6 protein-coding genes and 1 pseudogene are annotated in these 4,516 nt (G+C 57.4%); 4 read left to right on the plus strand and 3 right to left on the minus strand.

Annotation, left to right across the window (positions count from 1 at the left end; genetic code table 11):
* From AC1DVF_RS28425 to fabF, 4 genes are all read left to right on the plus strand, one after another.
* On the plus strand, positions 1–520 hold a 520-nt coding region (locus tag AC1DVF_RS28425; protein ID WP_477783538.1), incomplete at its 5' end, for a polysaccharide biosynthesis protein.
* Positions 521–630: 110 nt separating this feature from the next.
* Positions 631–966 carry a ComEA family DNA-binding protein gene (locus AC1DVF_RS28430; RefSeq protein WP_093435238.1) on the plus strand — a complete coding sequence of 112 codons (336 nt, stop codon included), beginning with the start codon at positions 631–633 and terminating at the stop codon, positions 964–966.
* Positions 967–1,182: 216 nt separating this feature from the next.
* Positions 1,183–1,986: an SDR family NAD(P)-dependent oxidoreductase gene (locus AC1DVF_RS28435; protein ID WP_477783539.1), complete on the plus strand. Its 804-nt coding sequence runs from the start codon at positions 1,183–1,185 to the stop codon at positions 1,984–1,986.
* A gap of 22 nt (positions 1,987–2,008) precedes the next feature.
* The gene (gene fabF, locus AC1DVF_RS28440) at positions 2,009–3,283 is read left to right on the plus strand and encodes a beta-ketoacyl-ACP synthase II (protein ID WP_477783540.1); all 1,275 of its coding nucleotides are present in this window, start codon (positions 2,009–2,011) and stop codon (positions 3,281–3,283) included.
* On the opposite strand, the gene AC1DVF_RS28445 is transcribed toward fabF, so the two are convergent.
* The 3 genes and pseudogenes from AC1DVF_RS28445 to AC1DVF_RS28455 form a co-directional block, all read right to left on the minus strand.
* Positions 3,280–3,834 carry a TetR/AcrR family transcriptional regulator gene (locus AC1DVF_RS28445; RefSeq protein ID WP_093435230.1) on the minus strand — a complete coding sequence of 185 codons (555 nt, stop codon included), beginning with the start codon at positions 3,832–3,834 and terminating at the stop codon, positions 3,280–3,282. The genes fabF and AC1DVF_RS28445 overlap by 4 nt on opposite strands.
* Before the next feature lie 137 nt (positions 3,835–3,971).
* Entirely contained in the window at positions 3,972–4,139 is a 168-nt protein-coding gene (locus tag AC1DVF_RS28450) for a DUF2897 family protein (RefSeq protein ID WP_007908505.1), read from the minus strand.
* A 129-nt stretch (positions 4,140–4,268) separates the two neighbouring features.
* A pseudogene (locus tag AC1DVF_RS28455) lies at positions 4,269–4,516 on the minus strand (ethanolamine permease); the annotation flags it as partial.

Below are 4,516 nucleotides of genomic sequence, written 5' to 3' on the forward strand. Positions count from 1 at the left end.
CTTCCACAGTCAAATCAAATCTGGTGGACCACTGACGGTTACCCACCCGAAAATCACCCGTTATTTCATGACTATCCCCGAGGCAGCTCAGTTGGTGATCCAAGCTGGGTCCATGGGGCAAGGCGGTGATGTGTTCGTGCTGGATATGGGAGAGCCGGTTCGAATCGTCGAGCTGGCCGAGAAAATGATTCATTTGTCTGGTTTGAGTATTCGTTCAGAACGCAATCCACAGGGTGATATATCGATAGAATTTACGGGGTTGCGTCCAGGTGAAAAGCTTTTTGAGGAGCTACTGATCGGCGATAACGTAGCTGCAACACCACATCCTATGATCATGACGGCCAATGAGGATCATCTGCCTTGGGATGTCCTGAAGTCTCGATTGGATAGCTTGATGAATGCAGTCGAATGCGATGATTACTCCACCGTCCGCAAGCTACTGAGGCAAACCGTCAGCGGCTATACCCCCGATGGCGAGATCGTCGACTGGATCTACCAGCAGCGTCGTCTCGAACCCTGATTGTTTCACATTCTGTAACGCACGCATTTTTGACATCCCTCCACCATGACCTACGTTTGAAGAGCAGCTTCGGAAAAGCTGCTTTCTCAAACGATGATGGAGCGTCACTAATGCGTACCGGTTACTTCTATTCTCTGATTTTTGCTTTCCTCACCAGCGCCTCGATCGCCGCTATTGCCGCACCTGTTGCGCCAGCGGAGTCACCCAAGGCGCCTTTGGTGATGGAGACAACTGCACCTTCCCAAAGCGCAAAAGTCGACCTCAACGATGCCGATGCGGCAACGCTGCAAAAGGAACTGGCGGGAGTCGGAGAGGCCAAGGCCAAAGCGATTGTTGCTTATCGTGAAACAAACGGGCCGTTTGCGTCGGTGGATGAGTTGCTGGAAGTGAAGGGTATCGGTAAGGCGATTCTGGATCGCAATCGCGACAAGCTGGAAGTCAACTAAGCTGACTGTTTGATGCCAAGGGGGCCGGTCATTGACCGGCCTTTTTTACTTGCGCAGCGCATGGCTGCGGGTAGTGGAAGAGAGGGCAGCCGTCCGACGCTTTAAAATTACGGCTATCATATTGCGTTTGGATTATGCCTATAATAATTTGCCGTTACGTCGAGCCAACACGTCTCATCGGCAACTCCCTTCATCAAGCATTCCAGGAACATTCTCATGAATTCCGCACAATCCCAAGGTACTGCTCTCGTTACCGGCGCATCGTCCGGAATCGGTGCGATTTACGCTCAGCGCCTGGCGGCGCGTGGTTTTGATTTGCTGCTGGTTGCCCGTGACAAGGATCGTCTGGAAAGTGCTGCTAGCCAGTTGCGTGATGCCCATGGCGTCCAGGTTGAAGTGCTCAAGGCCGATCTCATGCAGAAGGATGACGTGCTCAAACTGGAACAACGCCTGCGCAGCGATTCCAGCATCAGCTTGCTGGTCAATAACGCCGGTGTCGCGGTGGACGGTTTGCTGGCCAACGCCGACATGGATCAGTTGGAGCGGTTGATCCAGCTGAACATCACCGCCGTCACCCGCTTGGCATCGGCGGCCGCCTCCAGTTTCGCCAAGGCCGGGCGTGGCACGATCATCAATATCGCCTCGGTGGTGGCATTGTTTCCGGAACGCTTCAACGCCACCTACAGCGCCAGTAAAGCCTATGTACTGAGTCTTACCCAGTCGCTGAACACTGAACTCGAAGGCACTGGCGTGCAGATTCAGGCTGTGCTGCCGGGTGTGACCCGCACCGAAATCTGGGAGCGCTCAGGTATCGATGCCAGTGGCATTCCGGCAGAAATGGTCATGGATGCAGGCGAGATGGTCGATGCGGCGCTGGCCGGTCTGGATCAGGGCGAGTTGATCACCATTCCTTCGCTGCCTGACGCAGGCGAATGGCACGCCTTTGTTGCGGCTCGCCATGTCATGGCGCCGAACCTTTCCCGCAGTGCTGCAGCGCAACGCTATAAGTCCGGCAATTGAATTGATCAGAGGTCACCACAGTATGGATTCGCGTCGAATAGTCGTCACGGGCATGGGCCTGGTTTCACCCTTGGGCAGCGATCTCGAAGTCGTATGGCAGCGTTTGCTGGCCGGTCGCTCTGGTTTGCGTAACTTGCCTGAGGCCACGGTCGCTGATTTACCCACGCGAGTCGGCGGTGCGGTGCCGACGCTGGAAGAGGACGCTGAAGCAGGTTTCGATCCGGATCGCGCCACGCCGCCCAAAGAGCAGAAGAAGATGGATCGCTTCATTCTGTTCGCCATGGAGGCTGCCCGACAGGCGCTGGAGCAGGCCGACTGGCATCCTTCAGAAAGCAAAAGCCAGGAGCGTAGCGCAACGATCATCGGTTCCGGTGTCGGCGGTTTTGGCGCGATTGCCGACGCCGTGCGCACCACCGACAGTCGCGGTCCTCGGCGTTTGTCACCGTTTACCATTCCGTCGTTTCTGGTCAATCTCGCGGCAGGTCACGTATCCATTCAACACGGCCTCAAGGGGCCTTTGGGTGCGCCGGTGACGGCGTGCGCTGCGGGTGTTCAAGCGATTGGCGACGCGGCACGATTGATCCGCGCTGGCGAAGCGGATATTGCCGTGTGTGGCGGTGCGGAAGCCTGCATCGACCGTGTCAGTCTGGCCGGTTTCGCGGCAGCGCGGGCACTGTCGAGCGGTTACAACGACACCCCGGAGCGCGCCTCGCGGCCGTTCGACAGCGGTCGCGACGGTTTCGTGATGGGCGAGGGCGCCGGGCTTTTGGTGATCGAATCCCTCGAGCATGCGTTGGCGCGTGGTGCGACGCCGCTGGCGGAGCTGGTCGGCTATGGCACCAGCGCCGACGCCTATCATCTGACGGCCGGGCCTGAAGATGGCAGCGGGGCGCGGCGGGCGATGACGCTGGCACTGGCGCAGGCGGGTATCGAGCCGGATCAGGTGCAGCATCTCAATGCCCACGCCACGTCGACCCCGGTCGGAGATCTGGGTGAATTGGCGGCGATCAAAAGTGTTTTCGGCGAAGAGAATAAAATCGCGGTGACGTCGACAAAATCGGCCACAGGTCATTTGCTCGGCGCTGCCGGTGGGCTTGAAGCCATTTTCACACTGTTGGCGATTCGTGATCAGGTGGTGCCGCCGACTTTGAATTTCGACAATCCCGATCCGGCGAGCGCAGGTGTAGACATTGTTCATGGCCAGGCGCGGCCAATGTCGATCGAGTATGCACTGTCCAACGGTTTCGGGTTTGGCGGGGTCAATGCCAGCGTATTGTTCAAGCGCTGGCAGGCTTAGTCGCGGTTCTTGAGGTGATCGCGGGTGATATCGAGGATGCGTTGCGCAAACCCGGCATCCGCGACACTGCGCGAGAGCAGCAGTGCACCGACCAGGGTCGACATGATGACGATGGCGCGGTCAGCGCTGTTCTCGCCTTCGAGGCTGTTCTCGATCTGCTCCAGTCGTGCGTTGAGTACCACGTCGCTGGTAGGACTCGGTTGTCCACGCAGGCCCAGTTCGGAAGAAATGGTCAGCAACGGGCAGCCTTCGTCTGGTGATGTCTGGTGCCATTCGGACAGATACGTCTCGATGAACACATCAAGCGCGTTGTCCTGGGCAAAAATCTCGGCACATAACCCATCGACCTGGTTGCCGGCCTCTTGCAAGGCCTTCTCGACCAACTCGTCCTTGGACTTGAAATGTGAGTAGAAACCGCCATGGGTCAGACCCAGCGCTTTCATCAGGGGTTGCAGGCCGGTAGCGCCGATTCCGTCCTTGCGAAAACGTGCCGAAGCCTCCTTGATGATGCGCTGATGGGTTTGGGCTTTATGGTCCTGCGAATAACGCATCTGGAACTCTCCGCAACAATGTCCCCATCTTAACCAAGGAAAATTAGATGGTGACTGTACTTCTACTTCTTAAAAGCGTGCAGATAGCTCCAATGGCTATAAAAAGCACAAACCCCGCCGATCAGGCGGGGTTGTGTTCAGCGGTCTTGGGCGTCTTTGGCGTCCGCTTCGGCATTGCGTTGGGCAACGCGTCGGCGTTCTTCATCGGTCAGATCGACCTTGTTGGCGGTGTCGCGCAACATCATTAATCCACCCACGATCGAGCCGATTGCAACGACCAGAATCAACCAGGCATACCAAGGCATAACGGCTCTCCTTAAGGGCAGGTCGACGGGCGAGGATTTCGCCGTGCAACGCTGCATACCACTTTTGAGCGAAATGACTTCGCAGTGGTTCCATTCTAGGCCGCTTGCACCCGGTACACCCGAAATCCCTCAATGACCTGTCAGCATCGCATCGGCTGGTGCGTCGGCACGCAGTTGCCCGGTCAGCAGGAAGTAGCCGAAACCGACCGCCATGAAGCCGAGGAAGATCAAGCCGATCAACGTATTGAACCAGGCCATCGCCACCAGACACACCACCGCCAGCACCAATGCAATCAGCGGAATCAGCGGATAGCACGGCGCGCGAAAGGTGCGTTCCAGATTCGGCTCCGATTTACGCAGTTTGAACAGGCTGAGCA

This window comes from Pseudomonas sp. P4_D7, from assembly GCF_056401755.1.